The organism is Cellulomonas sp. (assembly GCF_017744555.1).
Lineage (GTDB): Bacteria > Actinomycetota > Actinomycetes > Actinomycetales > Cellulomonadaceae > Cellulomonas.
Genome location: NZ_JAGIBD010000038.1, coordinates 13,070 through 29,709 on the forward strand (window position 1 = coordinate 13,070; position 16,640 = coordinate 29,709).

At 70.3% G+C, this 16,640-nt stretch carries 12 protein-coding genes; 5 read left to right on the forward strand and 7 right to left on the reverse strand.

What is annotated here, in order from left to right; genetic code table 11:
* Window positions 1-101: 101 nt before the first annotated feature.
* The 7 genes from J7523_RS17740 to J7523_RS17770 form a co-directional block, all read right to left on the reverse strand.
* A complete protein-coding gene (locus J7523_RS17740) occupies window positions 102-1,229 on the reverse strand; it encodes an NAD(P)/FAD-dependent oxidoreductase (protein ID WP_291889681.1) in 1,128 nt (375 codons plus the stop codon).
* Between the two features lie 79 nt (window positions 1,230-1,308).
* Window positions 1,309-2,064 carry a glycoside hydrolase family 16 protein gene (locus J7523_RS17745; protein WP_291889684.1) on the reverse strand — a complete coding sequence of 252 codons (756 nt, stop codon included), beginning with the start codon at window positions 2,062-2,064 and terminating at the stop codon, window positions 1,309-1,311.
* 101 nt (window positions 2,065-2,165) lie between these two features.
* Window positions 2,166-4,205, reverse strand: a complete 2,040-nt coding sequence (locus tag J7523_RS17750) for a right-handed parallel beta-helix repeat-containing protein (RefSeq protein ID WP_291889686.1) — start codon at window positions 4,203-4,205, stop codon at window positions 2,166-2,168.
* A gap of 60 nt (window positions 4,206-4,265) precedes the next feature.
* Window positions 4,266-4,844: a DUF624 domain-containing protein gene (locus J7523_RS17755; protein ID WP_291889690.1), complete on the reverse strand. Its 579-nt coding sequence runs from the start codon at window positions 4,842-4,844 to the stop codon at window positions 4,266-4,268.
* 118 nt (window positions 4,845-4,962) lie between these two features.
* Window positions 4,963-5,925 carry a carbohydrate ABC transporter permease gene (locus J7523_RS17760; RefSeq protein WP_291889692.1) on the reverse strand — a complete coding sequence of 321 codons (963 nt, stop codon included), beginning with the start codon at window positions 5,923-5,925 and terminating at the stop codon, window positions 4,963-4,965.
* Between the two features lie 9 nt (window positions 5,926-5,934).
* On the reverse strand, window positions 5,935-6,987 hold the full coding sequence (locus tag J7523_RS17765; protein WP_291889696.1) for an ABC transporter permease subunit: 1,053 nt from the start codon (window positions 6,985-6,987) through the stop codon (window positions 5,935-5,937).
* Window positions 6,988-7,080: 93 nt separating this feature from the next.
* Entirely contained in the window at window positions 7,081-8,682 is a 1,602-nt protein-coding gene (locus tag J7523_RS17770) for an ABC transporter substrate-binding protein (RefSeq protein WP_291889699.1), read from the reverse strand.
* A 546-nt stretch (window positions 8,683-9,228) separates the two neighbouring features.
* On the opposite strand from J7523_RS17770, the gene J7523_RS17775 reads away from it, so the two are divergent.
* From J7523_RS17775 to J7523_RS17795, 5 genes are all read left to right on the forward strand, one after another.
* The gene (locus J7523_RS17775) at window positions 9,229-10,233 is read left to right on the forward strand and encodes a LacI family DNA-binding transcriptional regulator (protein ID WP_291889701.1); all 1,005 of its coding nucleotides are present in this window, start codon (window positions 9,229-9,231) and stop codon (window positions 10,231-10,233) included.
* 174 nt (window positions 10,234-10,407) lie between these two features.
* Entirely contained in the window at window positions 10,408-10,557 is a 150-nt protein-coding gene (locus J7523_RS17780) for a hypothetical protein (RefSeq protein WP_291889703.1), read from the forward strand.
* A gap of 36 nt (window positions 10,558-10,593) precedes the next feature.
* The gene (locus J7523_RS17785) at window positions 10,594-12,120 is read left to right on the forward strand and encodes an alpha-L-arabinofuranosidase C-terminal domain-containing protein (protein WP_291889706.1); all 1,527 of its coding nucleotides are present in this window, start codon (window positions 10,594-10,596) and stop codon (window positions 12,118-12,120) included.
* The gene (locus J7523_RS17790; protein ID WP_291889709.1) at window positions 12,120-13,754 is read left to right on the forward strand and encodes a glycoside hydrolase 43 family protein; all 1,635 of its coding nucleotides are present in this window, start codon (window positions 12,120-12,122) and stop codon (window positions 13,752-13,754) included. The genes J7523_RS17785 and J7523_RS17790 overlap by 1 nt, the downstream gene beginning before the upstream one ends.
* Window positions 13,751-16,435 (forward strand): alpha/beta hydrolase fold domain-containing protein, encoded by a 2,685-nt coding sequence (locus tag J7523_RS17795; RefSeq protein WP_291889712.1) that lies wholly within the window; start codon window positions 13,751-13,753, stop codon window positions 16,433-16,435. Before J7523_RS17790 ends, J7523_RS17795 begins: the two co-directional genes overlap by 4 nt.
* Window positions 16,436-16,640: the final 205 nt, after the last annotated feature.

The following is a 16,640-nucleotide window of genomic DNA, read 5'->3' on the forward strand; positions in this document are numbered from 1 at the left end:
GAGGGGCCAGACCGCCGAGTCCGACCGAGCCTTGACCGTCGACTCCCAGCCGGCCCGGACGGCGCGCAGCTCCGCGACGAGCGCCGGCGCCGACCTCGTCGTCAGGCTGTCGCCCGCGCCACCGCCCGGGCGATCCGCACCGCGTCGATCCGCAGCTCCCGGAACATGCCGCTGATCGGGTTGGTGTACCCGGTGAAGTAGAGGCCCGGCCGCGCGGCGCGCGGGCCGTGCGTGCGCGGCAGCCCGCGGTCGTCGAGGACCCCGAGGTGCCCGACGAGCGGCTCCAGTCCCCGTCGGTAGCCCGTCGCCGCGATGACGACCTCGGGTGCGACGCGCGTCCCGTCGGCGAGGACGACCTTGTCCCCTTCGAACGACTCGACGGCCGCGACGGGCTCGATCCTGCGGGCCCGCACCCCGGCGATGAGCCCGACGTCCTGCAGCGGAACCGACCCCTCGTGCACGCGGGAGTACAGACCGGTCGCCGGGCGGGGCAGGCCGTACGACGACAGGTCCGGCACCTCGACGCGCGCGATCAGCCGGGCCGTCGCGTCGACGAGCGGCACGGGCAGGTGCCGGACGAGGATGCCGGTCGCCTGCGCCGGCCAGCCGAAGGTCGACCTCCGCACGATGTGCGGCGCGGTCCGCACCGCGAGCCGCACCCGACCCGCTCCCCCTTCGGTGAGGTCGACGGCGATCTCGGCGCCCGTGTTCCCGACGCCGACGACGAGCACGTCCCGCCCGCGGTACGGCTGCGCGTTCCGGTACGACGACGCGTGCACGACCTCGCCGGGGAAGTCCTCGACGCCCGGCCACGCCGGCGGTACGGGCGTGTGGTTGTACCCCGTCGCGACGACGACCGCGCTGCCCTCGATCGACTCGCCGCCCGTCGTGCGCAGCCGCCAGCCGCCGTCGTCCGTCGGCTCGACCCGCGCGACCTCGACCCCCGTCCGCACCCGCAGCCGGTGGTGCGCTGCGTACTGCTCGAGGTAGCGCACGACGTCGTCGCGCGCGACCCACCGCCCGTGCTCGCGCGGGATCGCGAGGCCCGGGAGCCGTGACAGCCGGCGGGTCGTGTGCAGGTGCAGGCGGTCGTAGTGCCGCCGCCACGAGGCGCCGACCGCGTCGGACCGCTCGACGACCAGCGCGTCCACACCCCTCGCCCGCAGCGCGGCCGCCACCGCGAGCCCACCGGGCCCCGCACCGACCACCAGGACCGGCCCTGCCACCATCCGCCGTCCTCCTCGTCGAGTCGCGACCGGCTCAGGGTTCCATGGTCCCTCTCCGTCGGAAGGCGACACGCGGCCATCCTCACCCGGACGGTGGTTCGCGGCTCACGGCGCCGTCGTACACCCGGACCCGGTCGACCAGCATCGTCGCCGGCAGCCGGAGGCCGTCAGTGGAGTTCCCGGGCCAGCGGCCGCCCACCGCCACGTTGAGCAGCAGGAAGAACGGGTGACGGAACGGCCACGGCCCGGCGACGTCGCCCGGGCCGCACCGGAAGTACTCGGTGCCGTCGACGTGCCACCGGACCTCGTCGGGCGACCACGTCACGCCGAACGTGTGGAACGCCTCCGCCAAGGGCCGGGCGGCGCGGAAGGCGCCGCCGACACCGCCGCCGATGCCGCTGTACCCGGGCCCGTGCACCGTCCCGTGCACGGCGAACGGGTCGGAGCCGACGTGCTCCATGACGTCGATCTCCCCGCACGCGGGCCAGCCGACCGCGTCGATGTCGGCGCCCAGCATCCAGAACGCCGGCCACACACCCGTCCCGTGCGGGAGCCGGATCCGCGCCTCGACACGGCCGTACTCCACGGTCAACGCGTCCTTGGTGACGAGCCGCGCCGAGGTGATGTCGCCGTCCGCCTCGTGGCGCGCGGTCAGCGCGAGGTGGCCGGCGGACGTGAGGTGCGCGTTCGACGGCTCCGCGGTGTAGCGCTGCAGCTGCTCGTCGCCCCAGCCACCGGCGCCGGTCTCGTGGCGCCACACGCGCGGGTCCGGCGGGTCTCCGGGTCGGCCGTGGAACTCCTCGGCCCACGCCAGCGTGCCGGGTCCGGGACGACGCACCTGCCCACCTCCCGTCGGACGCGCGACCCTGCGAGGTCGGCCGCGGGGCGGCCACACCTCCCCGATCGCGCGCGACCTCCAGTCGTACCGGAACCGTCAGATCATCGCGCCCCGGCCGGGCCCGGGGCGGCAAGGATCCGAGTCATGGGTCCCGATGCGGCGAACGGGCCGGGGACGACCCGGTCCCGTGGGATCCCGAAGACGTCGACGCTCAGGTCCAGGTCGGACCCGTCGGGGTGGGTCCAGGGCATCTCGGCCTGGTAGCTCGTGCCGAGACGCGCGGTCGTCACCGGGGCGACGACGTCGATGTCGCCTGCGTCGTCCACGTCGACGCGGACGGTCCCGGCTTCGGCGTCGACCACCTCGACGCGCACCGGTGACGTGCCGAGCACGAGGGCCCCCTGCTCCCCGCGGAACGGCTCGGCGCCGTCCGCGTAGAGGTTGCCCTCGACCCAGACCGGCAGCCGTGGGCCGGCCAGGTCGCTGCCGCGCTCGTTCGGGTACTCCTGCGACGTCGGGTAGGCGTCGTACTGCGAGGTGCCGACGGGGGTCGGCACGAAGGTCGCCCGGCCGGGCACGCCGTCCATGTCGATCGCGCCGGACCAGAAGCTGGCGAGCGCCGGCTCCGCCTGTGCGTCCGGTTGGGACCGTCCGCCCGTGGCGCGGTCGCCGACGAAGACGTTGTTGTAGAACCGGTCGTCGCCGCCGAGGATGTTCGAGACCCCGAAGACGGCCGTGGAATGCGGGACGTGGTATGGGGTGTAGCGCTGATGCTCGGTGCAGTTCGCGATGCGCCCCGCGATGTAGTTGTGCACGTAGGCGCCGCCGGTGGACATGTCCTTGACGGACCACGGGGACAGGAAGAGGTTCGAGTCCACGAGGTACGGGCCGTGGCAGACCTCGACCATGAAGTCCTCGGCGGTCGAGGCGTAGAACACGTTGCGCCGCACCAGGGTGCCCTGGGCCTGCCAGTCGAGCCACAGCGCGCGGTGCGTGTGATGGATCGTGTTCCCGCTGATCACCGTGTCGATGGCGGCGTGCAGCTTGATGCCGGCCACCTCGGCGCCGTGCCACTGGCGCTTCACGTGGATGCGCGAGATGTGGTTGTCGGCGATGGTCGAGAACGCCGCCCCCAGATGCCCGACGACGCCCGCCTGCTCGCAGTCCCGGATGGTGTTGCGGCGCACGGTGTGGGAGCCGACGTGGTCCCGGTGCCACGGGTGCGGCTCGCCTGCGGCGGGCCCGCGCAGGACGAGGGCCCGTTGGATCACCTCGCGCTCGCGCTGCGTGCCGCCCTTGGCACCGTCGGACCCCGCGGTCCACTCGTTCTGCCCGGTGCTGGCCTCCTTGCCGAGCGAGACGCCGACGTTCTTCGAGTCGGTGATCGTGTTGTCCTCGATCACCCAGCCCTTCGACCAGTGCGGGCCGATCAGGCCTTCCTGCAGCGCGGTGGGCGGCGCCCACTGCGTGGCGGCCTTCGTCAGCGTGAACCCACGCACCGTCACGTGGTCGATGCCCGTGGCCGCGGGCCAGAAGACGTGCGTGCGCGCGTTGATCTCGATCTCGTGCCCGGCCGGGTCTGCGCCACCGAAGTTCGCCCAGATCGTCGTGACGTCCTCGCCCACCTCGCAGTACCAGGTCAGCAGTGAGCCCTGCGGGTCGAGCGAGTCCGGGGTGACCTCGGGGTGCTCGACACCGCCGAGCGTCAGCGCCTCGTACATCGACTTGCCGTCGAGGTACACCTCGCCCGTGTGCCACGTGTTGACCTGGTCGAAGAACCAGTCCCCGCCGATGCGCTCCGCGTACGGGTTGCGCTCACCGAACAGGGCGTTCGGCACCTCCGTCACCCAGACGCGGCCCTCGGCGCCGGCGTGCGGGCGCCAGTCGGTGACCACCTCGGCACCGGTGATCGTGACGGGCTCGAAGCGCCCGTCCGGACCGACCGCGGCCTGGTAGGTGATCGGCGCGTCGACCGTGCCGCCGCGCGGTGGGTTCACCCACTCCCGGTACACGCCTTGGTGCACGGCGACGGTGTCGCCCGGCATGGCGGCGCGAGCGGCCCGGTTGATGGTCCGGAACGGGGCGTCGGCCGATCCGTCAGCACGGTCGGAGCCGGTGGTGGTGACGTGCAGGATGGTCACAAGTGCCTTTCGTTGGTCGCTGGAGTGACGGGAGCGTCAGACCTCCGGGTGACGGGACCGTCAGGCCTCCGCCACCGCCCGCTCCGGTTGCACGTAGCCCCGGGCGACGAAGAACCTCTCGAGCAGGTAGCACCACCACAGGAGGATCAGGCCGGGTACCACGAACACCGCGGGCATGAAGTTCCAGACGGCGACGCCACCGAGGACCACGGCGATCCCGAGCAGGAACGTCAGGCTGGGCGTCGTCAGCCCCAAGGTGAGCCCGTTGCGCACCTGGCGCCAGGTGGGGTTGGTGAAGCGGGCGACGAGGGGCAGGCACCAGAAGACCAGGAGCAGGAGGAAGAGCCCGACGACCATGAGCGGCACCAGGACGCCGGGCAGCCCGAGCGTGGGCAGGTAGGAGAGCGTGAGGATGCCGACGGCCGCGACCGGGACGGCCAGCAGGCCGACGACGGTCGCCTGCCTCCAGCTCTGCCGCCAGGCCTTCGTCGCGACGGCCCAGAGGCCGGCGTCCTTGCCGAGGACGTACCGGCGGCACACCTCGTACGCGACGACCGTTCCTGCTCCCGCCGTCACGACGAGGCCGAGGCTCACGAGCCAGAACAGGCTGATCACGATGACGGAGCCGAGCGAGTCCATGGCCCGCCACAGTCGCGACGCGGGGTTGTAACGGAAGATGGTCGGGCCTCTCGGTGTGCGGAGCTGCGGGTCGGTGAGGACGGACCGGCCTCCCGCGGTGTGCGGGAGGCCGACGCCCTCAGCCCTTCACGGAGCCGATCATGAGACCGGACACGAAGTGCTTCTGCAGGAACGGGTAGACGAACAGGATGGGGATCGCCGCCACCATGGTGATCGCCGACCGCAGCGCGATCGGTGTGGTGAGCTGACCGCCGCCTCCCGCCGAGGCCGCGTTGCCCGCGAGGTTCCCGGAGTTCGCACCGGCGTTCATCGAGCTCGCCAGCAGCTTCTGCAGCTCGTACTGCAGCGTGGACAACGCCGGATCCGCCGAGTTGTACAGCAGGGTGTCCAGCCAGGCGTTCCAGCTGCCGACGGCCACGAACAGACCCACCACCGCGAGCGTGGGCTTGCACAGCGGCATGATGATCTGCCACCACGTGCGGAACTCGCCCGCACCGTCGATCCGCGCCGACTCGGTGATCTCGTCGGGGATCGACTTCATGTACGTGCGCAGGATGATCAGGTTGAACGCGCTGATGATCGTCGGCACCCAGTAGGCCTGGAAGCTGTTCAGCATGCCCAGGTCCTTGATGAGCAGGTAGTTGGGGATCAGCCCGGCGTCGAAGTACAGCGTCAGCACGAAGATCAGGGTGATCGGGCGGCGGAAGATGAACTCCTTGCGGCTGAGCGCGTAGGCGAGCATCGACGTGAACAGCAGGTTCGTCGCCACGACCACGACGGTCTTCAGGACGCTCATGAAGAACGCCTGGTAGATCGTGTCCATGTTGAGCACGACCTCGTAGTTCCTCAGCGAGAAGACCCGAGGCCAGATGCCGATCCCGCCACGGACGGCGTCCTGGCCGTCGTTCAGCGAGATGGCGAGCGTGTTCAGCAGCGGGTAGATCATGAGCGCCGCGAGCGCCACCAGGAACGTCGTGTTGAGCGTGGTGAAGACGATCCGCTCGGTCGTCCACTTGCGACGCGGCGACCCGCTTCGGGATGCGCGCCGTACCAGAGGCTTGGCGACAGAGGTGCTTGACATGAGGTCCTCCTAGACCAGCGTCTCTTGGTTCAGGCGCTTGGCCGCCAGGTTCGCCGAGCCCACCAGGATGATGGCGACGATCGTCTTGAAGATGCCCGCCACGACGGCGAGGCTGTAGTTGCCCAGCTGGTAGCCGTAGCGCAGCACGAAGACGTCGATCGTCTCGGCCCTCTCGGAGATCAGGCCGTTGCCGAGGAAGTACGGCAGCTCGAAGTTCGTGGACAGGATCCAGCCGCTGTTGATGATGAGCAGCACGACGATCGTGGGGCGGATCCCCGGGAGCGTGATGTTGAACATCTTGCGGTAGCGGCCCGCACCGTCGACCTCGGCCGCCTCGTACAGGCTCGGGTCGATCGCGGTGATCGCGGCCAGGTACAGGATCGTGTTCCAGCCCAGCTCCTTCCACAGGCTCGTCCCGGCGACGATCCCCCAGAAGTTGTTCGGCTCGGTCAGGAACAGCACCGGATGGTTGATGAGGCCCAGGCTCATGAGGCCCTGGTTGATGAACCCGCCGGAGGAGGGCAGCGAGAGCGCCACGGATGCCAGGCTCGCCACGATGACCCAGCTGAGGAAGTGGGGCATGTAGGTGATGTTCTGCATGACCCGCTTGAACGGCATGTTCTTGACCTCGTTCAGCAGCAGGGCCAGAACGATGGCCCCGAGCGTCCCGACGACCAGGGTCAGGATCGACTGACCCAGCGTGTTGATCACGACCCGGCGGAACCGCTCACCGTTGACCCCGGTGAACAGGTCGGCGAAGTTCTCGAAGCCGACCCACTTCTGGTTCCAGATGTTGCCGCGACCCGGCTTGTAGTCCTGGAAGGCGATCGCCCAGCCGTAGACCGGGACGTACTTGAACAGGATCTGGTACATCAGGAGCGGGACGGCCATCGCGAGCAGAGCTCGCTGCGCCCAGACCCTGTCCCAGGTGATCTTGCGCCTGGGAACCTTCGCGGCCTTCTTCCGCGCCTTGCGGTCCGGGGCCGGCGAGGTGCTCGCGGGCTCCAGGACCGGTTCGATCCCGGTGGCGGTCACCAACGTGCTGACCGGTGCGTCCGTCATCTGTCCAACCTCGTCGTCAGGAGCAGTGGGTGGTCGTCGGGAACGCCTCGTGGTGGGGGGCGCTCGCCCCCCACCACGAGTGCTCGCGGACTGTTACCAGTTGGCCAGACGGTCCTTGATGCCGGCGTTGATCGCGTCCTCGTACACCTTGACGTCGATCTTGTGGATGGCGTCGACGTAGGCCTTCCAGTTCGCGTCGAACTGGGAAGGATCACCGGCGATGATCTTCGGCAGGTTCTGCACGTTGGCGTCGGTCAGCTGCTGGTTGACCTGGTTGGCGTCGTCGGAGAGCCCGATGTTCCACGCCGGGTAGTACTTGGGGTTCTCCGGCTGCGGGTTCATGAACTCGAGCCAGGTCTTCTTGCCGTACTTCTCCATGACGCCGCGGTCGTAGTCGGTCAGCGTCGCGTAGAACTCGGCGGGCTGGTCGTCAGGGCTGTAGGCGTTGCCGTCGGAGAACTGGCCGTTGTGCTTGGGCAGCACGTCGAGCAGCGCGGTGAGACGGTTGGAGGCACGCCAGGTGATGTCCTTGTAGTTGGCCCGCTGCTCCTCCGTGCGGGTGAACATGCCGTCGTCACCGACCTGGTAGTCCTCGCCCGCGATGCCCCACGAGAGCACCTTCTGCCACGGCTCGCTGATCATGAGGTCGAGGAACTTGAGGGCCTTCTCCTTCTGCTTGCTGGAGACGGAGATGCCGAACCCCTGGTTGGTGTTCATGACGGGGCGGTCGGCGTACCACGGCTTCGCGCCCTCGTAGACGGGCATGAGCGGCACGTAGGTGTACTCGTCCTTGCCGGCGCTCTGCAGCGACTGCGTCGCGGTCTGGAAGTCCCAGCCCTGGTCGTGCATGCCGAGGACGGCGCCCGTGGCCACCTTCGCGGTGTACTGGTCGTACGTCAGGGTGAAGGACTCGGGGTCGACGAGACCCGCCTTGTACTGCTGGTTGAGGACCTTGTAGAAGTCCTTCGCGATGTCCTTGTCGGCGTAGATCTCCGCGTGGTTCTTGTCGTCGACGATGACGCCACCGTTGTTCGGGGAGCCTGCCAGCAGCGCCGGCGGGTTGGTCATGCCCCACTCACGGCCCGTCGACGCCAGGACCTCGAACCCGACGGTCGGGGCCCCCTCCGTCTGGGGGTTCTTCGCCTTGTAGTTCGCGATGAGCTCGAAGTAGCGGTCGAGCGTCATGTTGTTGAGGTCCGGGTAGCCGGCGTCCGCGAGCACGCGCTTCTGGATCCAGAACGCGGGACCGTAGTAGACGCCGCCCGTGGGCTCGCCGTAGAAGCGGTTGTAGTTCGGGAAGATGTACAGGCCCTTGTCCACCTCGTCGCCCGAGTAGCTCATCTTCTTGATGTCGTCCTTGACGTACTCGGCGAGGTTCGGGTAGTCGCCGGTGTCGAGCATGTCGTCCAGACGCTCGAGGGCGCCGCCCTCCAGGAGGCGCATCTTGAGGTCGGTGGTGCCGATGAGGTCGGGGTACTCGCCGCCCGCGAGCATGACACCGATCTTCTGGTCCACGTTGTCCGGGGTGACGATCTCGTACTTCAGGGTCACGCCGAGCTGGTCCTTGAGCAGCTTGGTCAGCTTGTTGTCGGCCGCCGGAGCCTGCTCGGCCGTCGTGATCCAGGTCGTGAGCGTCGTCGGGTTGCTGGGGGTCAGCGTCCCCGACTTGTCGGCGAGATCACCCTCGGGGATCACGGCGGGCTTCGAGGAGTCCTCCTTGGGGTCGCCGTCAGAGGAACACCCGACAAGTCCCACTGACACTGCTGCAACCAGGACAAGAGCTGACAACTTCGTTCTTGCGGTACGCACCGAGGTCTCTCCCTTGAGAACAGTTCCGGTCGACCTTGACCGGAGCGTGCACATCGGACGCGAGTGGGGGCCCGGCGTCCTCATCCCGAGCGGGATTTTAGCGTTAAAGTAGGCACGCCGTCCCGAGCCGTCAAGCCCCTGCAGATCTCAAGATGATCACGGCCACGTCCCGCGCGTCGCCAGCCGCACGGCCCTCGTCCCGGATGACGGCACCCCGTCGAGGTCGCGTGGCGCGACGAGCCCTCGCCGGTCGGCCCGGCGCCCGGGCCGGCCGGGGCAGCACGCCGGATCTCCGGCTGAAGAGCTCGCAGGGAGGGCCTTGAAGTCCTGCTTTTTATCGATATATTGAGCGCGGCCCCGTCGGCGTGGCCCGGCCTCCGGGTCCGACGAGCGCACGCTGGACTGGCACAATCTCGCGGGAAGGAGGAGCACATGGTGCGGATGGCGGACGTGGCCCGCGCGGCCGGCGTCTCGGTCATGACCGTGTCGAACGTCCTCAACGAGCGCCTCCCCGTCAACGAGCCGACGCGCGCTCGCGTCATGGCGGCCGTCGAAGCCCTCGGTTACGAGGTCAACCTCACGGCCCGGCACCTGCGCGCCGGACGGACCGACACCGTCGCCTTCGTCGTCCCGAGCTTCCACGACTACTTCGGCGAGCTCGCCGACCAGGTCGCCCCGCTGATCGAGGCGGAGGGGCGGCACCTCGTCCTGGAACGAACGAGCGCCAACGCGGAACAGGAGATGGAGGCGCTCAGCGTCGCGCGGCTCCAGATCTACGACGGCGTCCTGCTGTCCATCGCCGGTCTCGACCTGGAGCAGCTGGGGCGGGTCCGCACGTCCAAGCCGATCGTGCTGCTCGGCGAGCGCGACGTCCCCGACCACCTCAACCACGTGCGCCTCGCGAACGAGTCCGGTGCCCGCCTCGCCACGGCACACATGATCGAGCGCGGATCGCGCCGCATCCTCGCGCTCGGATGCTCGTTCGACGGCGCGCACATGATGACGACGGACCGCCGAGTGGGGTGGGAGAACGCGTGCCGCGAGGCCGGCCTTGCCGCCGACCCGGCGTACGTCGTGCCCGTCAGCGACTACACGTCGCTCGGTGGTCGCGACGCGATGCTCGAGTTCATCGCCTCGGGGCTGCCCTTCGACGGGGTCTTCGCGGTCACCGACATCGTCGCCCTCGGGGCGTTGTCCGCCCTCGCGGACAGCGGGCTGCGCGTCCCCGTCGACGTCCAGCTGGCCGGGTTCGACAACCTCGACATGTCGCGCTTCATCCCGCCGGGCATCACGTCGGTCGACGCCAACCACGAGGGTGTGGCCGAGGCGGCGGTCACGCTGCTGCACCGCCAGATGTCGGGCTGGACCGGCCCTGCCGAGCACGTCGTCGCACCCGTCCGCCTCGTGGTGCGCGGATCCACCCGCGGCGGCGCCTAGCCGCACGCACGCACGCGGCGCTCCGCGTCACCCACGTCGCTACCCGGTCGAAGGAGACCAACCCCGTGAGCCCTCCCATGCCTCCGCCTGCCCGCACGCCAGTCGCCGCCGCCCAGCACGGACCGCTGCCGGCCTGACGCCGCGGCTCACCGACGTCCATGACCGGGTCGACGGGTGGCGCAGACCGTGGCGGTCAGGCCCGGGTCGATCGTCAACGGCGTCGACGAGGTGGACCGGGTCCGGTCGCTGCACGTCGACGACATCGCCGTGGTGGCCGCGCCGACCGCGGTCGGCGAGCGGCACGCTCGCCTGCGCCCTCGCTGACCCAGCACTCCAGATCATCCGACCGATGGGAAGACAATGACGACGACCACGACAGCGATCATCGACCTCGACCTTCCCGGGGCGACGATCAGCCGGCACGTGTACGGCCACTTCGCGGAACATCTGGGCCGGTGCATCTACGGCGGGTTCTGGGTAGGAGAGGACTCCCCCGTCGCGAACGTGCGCGGCATCCGGTCCGACGTCGTGGCGGCCCTACGGGCCCTGCAGATCCCGAACCTGCGCTGGCCGGGCGGCTGCTTCGCCGACGACTACCACTGGCGTGACGGGATCGGCCCGCGCGACCAGCGGCCCCGGATGGTCAACTCGCACTGGGGCGACGTCGTGGAGGACAACGCGTTCGGCACCCACGAGTTCATGGACCTGTGCGAGCTGCTCGGGGCGGACCCCTACGTGTCGGGGAACGTCGGGTCCGGCAGCGTGGCGGAGATGTCGGACTGGGTCGAGTACCTGACCCGGGCGGACGACTCGCCGATGGCGGCCCTGCGCCGGGCGAACGGGCGCGACGAGCCGTGGCGGGTGCCGTTCTGGGGTCTGGGGAACGAGGCGTGGGGGTGCGGCGGGCACCTGCGTGCGGAGCAGTTCGCGTCGTTGGCCCGGCAGTACGCCACGTACTCGCGCAACCACGGCGGCAACACTCTCTACCGGATCGCGGCCGGCGCGAACGAGTCGGACCTGCACTGGACCGAGACGCTGATGCGGTCGTTCGACGACCTGGCCGCCGACCCGGCCGAGCCGGCCCGGCCGTTCCAGGCCGTGTCGCTGCACTACTACACGATGTCGGGCTCGTGGGGCGACAAGGGCGACGCCACCGGCTTCAGCACGGACGAGTGGTACACGACGATGGCCCGGGCTCGCCGCATGGAGGAGCTGCTCACCCGCCACTCGACGGTCATGGACCGGTACGACCCGCACCGCAAGGTGGGCCTGGTCGTCGACGAGTGGGGCACCTGGTGGAACGTGGAGAAGGGCACGAACCCGGGGTTCCTGTACCAGCAGAACACGCTGCGCGACGCACTCGTCGCGTCCGTGCACTTCGATGCGTTCCACCGGCATGCCGAGCGGGTCGTGATGGCGAACATCGCGCAGACGGTCAACGTGCTTCAGGCGATGATCCTGACCGACCCCGACACGGGCGCGCTCGTCCTCACGCCGACCTACCACGTGTTCGCGATGAACGCCGGGCACCACGACGCCGCCGCGCTCGCCGTGCACCTGCGCGGCGTGAAGACCCGAGCCGTCGACGGGACCGTGCTGCCGCTGGTGTCGGCGTCCGCGTCGGTCAAGGGCGACGCCGCGCTGATCTCGTTGTCCAACCTCGACACCGTCGCCGACCGCACGCTCGTGCTCGACCTGCGGGGCCGCGACGTCGTCGGGCACGAGGCGCGGCTGCTGACGGCCCCCGCCCTGGACGCGCACAACACCCCGACGCAGCTCGACGCGGTCGCGCCGACCGCGCACGACGGCGTGCGGCCCCACGCGCGCGGGCTGGAGGTCGACCTCCCCGCCCACTCCTACGTGACCGTCAGTCTCGAGCTGCGGTGATGGACCGAGGCGACCCGGCGCTCACCTTCACCAACCCGGTCATCTTCGCGGACGTGCCCGACCCGGACGTCGTCCACGACGGGCGGCACTACTACATGGTCAGCACGACCATGTACTTCGCGCCGAGCGTGCCGATCATGCGCTCGAGCGACCTGGTGCACTGGTCGATCGCCGGCTACACCGGCCCGATCCTCGACGACACGGACGCGCTCGCGCTGCGCAACGGGCAGAACGCGTACGGGCAGGGCAGCTGGGCCGCGAGCCTCAGGTTCCACGAGGGCACGTTCTACGTCTCGGTCGGCAGCCTCACCACCGGCAGGACGTACATCTACGCGACGCCGAGCATCGAGCACGGGCCGTGGACGAGATCGGTTCTCGACGGCTACGCCCACGACCAGTCGCTCCTGTTCGACGGCGACGACACCTACCTCGTCTACGGCGGCGGAGCGATCGACCTGCGCCGGCTCGGCCGGCACGACGACGGGACCTTCGTCTGGGACGGCCCGGCGACGCGGCTCGTCGAGGACGCCAACGTCGACCAGACCAGCGGGCTGGACGCCGAGGGCGCGCACGCCTACAAGATCGGCGACCACTACTACGTCTTCATGATCGAGTGGCCGACGGGAGGGATCCGTCAGGAGGTCGTGTGGCGGTCGAGGTCGCTGACACCGCAGTCCCAGGGCGGGACCTGGGAGGGCAGGATCGTGCTCAGCCGGGCGGTGCTGGTGCAGGGGCGCCCAGGTGACGGCGTCGCTCAGGGCGGCGTCGTCCGGGCGGCCGACGGTCAGTGGTACGCCATGCTCTTCCAGGACGAGGGGCCGCTCGGGCGCTCACCGCAGCTCGCGCGCGTGACCTGGGACGAGGACGGGTGGCCGGTCTACACGCTCGGCGCCACGATGACGATCCCCGCAGGGGCGCCCTCGGCGGGAGCGACGGACCTGCTCGTCTCCGACGACTTCGAGAACCAGGCCACACCGGCCGGCTACTGGAACACGGCCGACGCCGGTGCCCTGACGGCGTCGGACGAGAACGCCTGGAACGGGTCGAGCCTCGGGCTGCCGTGGCAGTGGAACCACAACCCGGACAACCGGTTCTGGTCGCTCACCGACCGGCCCGGCCACCTGCGGCTGACCACGGGCAGCATCGCGTCGAGCATCCTCGACGCCCGCAACACGCTCACCCAGCGCACGTGCGGGCCCGCGAGCGCCGCGGCGATCTCGCTGGACGTCTCCGCGATGAAGGACGGCGACGCCGCCGGTCTGTCCGCGTACCAGCAGAAGTACGGGTACGTGGGGGTCGAGATGGCCGACGGCACCCGCCAGTTGGTGATGCGCCGTGCGGACCGGCAGGGCAGCGTCGCCTTCACCAGCGCTCCTGTGCCGCTGACGGCCGAGACGGTCCTGCTCCGCGTGGACGTGGACTTCCGCGGCGCCGCCGACCGCGCCTCGTTCGCGTACTCGCTCGACGGTGCCGCCTGGACGCCGATCGGTGACGACCTGGCGATGGAGTACAGCCTCGACCACTTCACCGGGTACCGGTTCGCGATCTTCTGCTACGCCACGACCGAGACCGGCGGGCACGTGGATGTCGACTGGTTCCGGGTCGGCGACGACATCCCAGGGACGAGGCCATGACGCGACGACTGGTGCCCGAGCTCGAGGCGCGCCGGCACCTCATCGAGGACTACGCGGAGCTCCCGCAGGTCCCCGAGGCGGTCGTCGCCCGGTGGAAGGCGCCGTTCGGGCCGCCCGAGGACTGGGACCTGACCGTGGTGGACCAGGCGGTCCCCGGCCCGCACGGCCCGGTGCCCGTGCGCGTCTACACCCCGGTGGGCACGCCGCCCGACGGGGGCCGGCCGTGCCTGGTCTGGATGCACGGCGGCGCGTTCTCGTGGGGCGACCTCGACATGGCGGAGGCGCACGAGGTCGCCCGCGGCACCGCCGGCCGCGCGGACGCCGTCGTCGTGTCGGTCGACTACCGCCTGTGCCCGGTGATGCCCGAGCTCGGCGGCACCGTCGGCGACCGCCTCGACGAACGCGGCGAGCCGGTCCGCTTCCCCGTCCCGCAGGACGACTGCCTCGCGGTGCTCGACGCCGTGCGCGCGGACCCCACGCGCTTCGGGGTCGACGCGGCTCGGGTCGCGGTCGGTGGCGCGAGCGCAGGCGCCTTCCTCGCGGCGGCCCTGACCCTGCGAGCCGTCGCGGGCGGCCGGGCGCCCTGGCAGACGCTGCTGGTGTACCCCATGCTGCACCCCCGGGTGCCGGCGCTCGGGGCCGAGCTCGCCGAGGCGGTCGACGCTGCTCCGCGCGCGCTCCAGTTCCCGGCGTGGATGATCGAGGCCACGAACCGCACGGCGCTCGGCCGCGAGCCGGAGCAGTCCGACGACGAGGCCTTCCCCGGCCTCGCGGCCCGTCTCGAGGGCTTCCCCCCGACCTACGTGGAGAACGGTGAGTTCGACGCGTTCCGGGCGAGCGGCGAGCTCTTCAGCACGCGGCTGCGTGCGGCAGGCGTCGACGTCGTCGAGGTGACTCGGCCGGGCGTGCCGCACGGACACCTCGACTGGGTGGGTTTCGGGCCCGCGCGGGACACCCTGGACGAGCTCGCTCACCGGCTACGCACACCGAAGGAGATCTCCATGCCGCACGAGGCGAACCGGCACGACGAGCTGCGAGTGGACGGCGCGCCGCCGTCGGACGCGCCGCTGCACCACGTGTGGAACCGGTGCGTGGGTGCGGGCCGCGCCAACGAGGCGCTGCGCGCCGACTGGCAGGCGCACTTCCGCGAGGCCGTGGACGTGCTGGGGGTCCGCTACGTGCGGTTCCACGGCCTGTTCCACGACGACATGTTCGTGTACCGCGCCACCTACGGCGGCGGGTTCGCCCCGCCCGAGGTGCTGCCCGAGCCGCAGATCACCTTCAGCTACGTCGACATGGTGTTCGACGCGATCCTCGACGCGGGCGCGCGCCCGTTCGTCGAGCTGGGCTTCATGCCCCGAGAGCTGGCCACGCAGACCGAGACGCTGTTCTGGTGGAAGGCGCACTGCAGCCCGCCGACCGACATGGCCGAGTGGGTCCGCCTGGTGAGCGGGACGGTGCGGCACTGGATCGAGAGGTACGGTCTCGACGAGGTGCGGACGTGGCGGTTCGAGGTGTGGAACGAGCCCAACCTGGTCCCCCACTTCTGGACCGGCACCCGCACCGAGTACTTCGAGCTGTACGAGGCCACCGCGCGAGCGCTGAAGTCGATCGACCCGCAGCTCAAGGTGGGCGGCCCGTCGACGTCCGTGTTCGTGCCCGACGCCCGCTACGCCGGCGAGACCTACGACCGCGCGGCCGAGTTCGCCACCGGCCAGGCACCCGACCCTGACGCGCTCGACTGGCAGCCCGTCTGGGTCCGCGAGCTCATCGACTACTGCGCCGAGCGGGACCTCCCGGTCGACTTCCTCTCGACCCACCTCTACCCGACGGACTACGCGGCCGACGGGACCGGCAGCGGGTTCACGGCCATCCACCGCCACGTGGACGCGACCGAGCAGGACCTGCGCCTCATGCAGCAGCTCATCGCGGCGAGCCCGTACCCCGACGCCGAGCTGCACATCACGGAGTGGTCGAGCTCGCCCTCGAGCCGGGACCGCACGCACGACACGCTCTTCGCCGCCACGTACATCACGCGCGCGTTCCTCAAGGGCGCCGCGTTGGCGGACTCGATCTCCTACTGGACGTTCACGGACATCTTCGAGGAGGGCGGCGCCGGGCTCGGCCCGTTCCACGGCGGCTTCGGGTTCGTCAACGAGCAGGGCATCCACAAGCCCACGTTCCACGCCGTCGCGATGCTGAACCGCCTGGGCGACCGCGTCGTGCACCAGGACGAGCAGGGCATCATCACCCGCTCGTCCCACGACGGCCGCGTGTCCGCCGTGTTCCTCAACTACCCCGCCGAGATGGGCACCCGCGGCGTCGAGCAGCACGACTCCTACGCCGCGACGCGCGCCTACCAGGAGATCGGGACGGCCCGGCGGGTACGCCACACCGTCGCGGGCATCGAGCCCGGGACCGTCTTCCAGGTCGAGCTGCTCGACTGGGAGCACGGCAACGCCGCGGAGGCGTGGCACCAGATGGGTGAGCCGCTCAACCTCACCCGCGCCCAGACCGCCGAGCTCAAGGCAGTCGCGGACGACCTGCGCCGGTGGACCGTGGCGGTCACCGAGTCGGGCGTCCTCGAGATCGACATCGACCTGCCGGCCTGGGCCGTCGCCTCCGTCGCCCCGGTTGCGCCACCGTCGTCGTCGGGTGCCGAGGCCGTGACGAGCGCGTAGCGCCGCAGCCGCTCGTCACCCTGGGGGCCTGCACGAACACGAACGCCCTGGCCGCGTCTCGGCGGTCAGGGCGTTCGTGTTCGCTGTCTCAACGAGTGTCCCGGAGGGGGACGTGAATCCCGCGATGCAGTGACGCGCGACCTGCGGAAAAGCGCTGATCAGCGGCTTCACCTCATAGGGTCGATTCATATGAGTACATCTGAGG